This window comes from Mycoplasmopsis arginini (assembly GCF_965278885.1).
In the GTDB taxonomy this organism is placed as follows: Bacteria; Bacillota_I; Bacilli_A; order Mycoplasmatales; family Metamycoplasmataceae; genus Metamycoplasma; species Metamycoplasma arginini_B.
This window is the reverse complement of sequence record NZ_CBDIHE010000011.1, coordinates 1-1225: the sequence shown is the minus strand read 5'-3', so window position 1 is coordinate 1225 and position 1225 is coordinate 1. Positions and strand designations below refer to the sequence as shown.

The window sequence follows — 1225 nt, the reverse complement described above, 5'->3', positions numbered from 1 at the left end:
TAAAATTTAAAACATTGGCGTTCCAGTTATTTCTGTTTTTGTAAAAATATATATTTCGATAATTAAACAACTGTTTTTATATAAAAAATTATATGCTAAAAAACGGCTTTGTAAAAGCTTAAGAGTTTCTAAATTATATATTTTGATCTTCAAACATTTTTGATGCAAAAGTTTGAATTTTTAAGTCTTTATAATTACGGTTTAAAGAATTAATTTCATTTTGCATTTTTAGAACAAATTCATCAATTAAAGCATATTTTCTATTAATTCCTTTTGGTATAAATTGCCTAATGAATTTATGACAATTTTCAATAGAACCTTTTTCAAAAGAGCAATAAGGATGGCAGACATAAATATCAATTTTTTTATCAATAGTATTTAATTTAACATTTTCAGATCCGTTGTCCATCGTTATACTTTTAATTTTTAATTTGTTTTCTTTAATAATAGTTTTTAGTCCATTTGCCATTGAATCAGAGTTTCTTTGAATAACTTTAATAAATAGTTTTCTACTTTTTCTTTCTAATAAGGTTAAGTAACAATATTTTGATCTTTTATTAAGAATTACAGTATCAATTTCATAATGACCAAATTCACTTCTGTTATTAATATATTCTGGCCTTTCTTCAATACTTTTAGCAAAAGTAATTCTTGATCGCTTTGTCATTCTTTTCTTTACTTTTGAAACTGTAAACGTTTTCTTAATTGGAAGAATTTTAAAGTCAATAAGTTTATGATTATTTATTAGATAATAAATAGCTTGTAAAGACGGTATTGCAATTTCAATATTATTTTCTTTAGCATATTTTTTAAAGTCATTAATAAGATTTGCTACTGAACGTTTTTGCAAAAATTTATACTTATTTTGAGGCAATTTTGCTTTATTTATTGGTGATAGTTTTTTTATTTTTTCATATATTTTTTGATAATTTTTAAAAAACTCAAACATTGGTTTATATATATTTTTTGTAGTTTCTTTGATTATTTTTTGTGGCTTTTCTCTAATTTCTTTTGTTTTATAAACTCAATATTCAATAGATAAAACAGAGGCGGAATCTATTTTCTTTTTGCAATGTTGACATATTGGCACCTTACCATTTTTGTCAATATATTTTTGATAATCTTTCATTCTATTAAAATGTTTCTTTACCGTTTTAATACTACGATTTAACTTTTTAGCAATAATATTCAAAGAACTTTCAGACTTAAGCAGTTCAATCATAAA

General features: G+C 22.4%; 1 protein-coding gene. It reads right to left on the bottom strand.

The genetic code is table 4. The features are described from left to right. Nucleotides 1–133 precede the first annotated feature (133 nt). Nucleotides 134–1225, bottom strand: a 1092-nt coding sequence (locus ACQW0Y_RS02935) for an IS30 family transposase (protein ID WP_427867657.1), incomplete at its 5' end; no start/stop codon positions are given.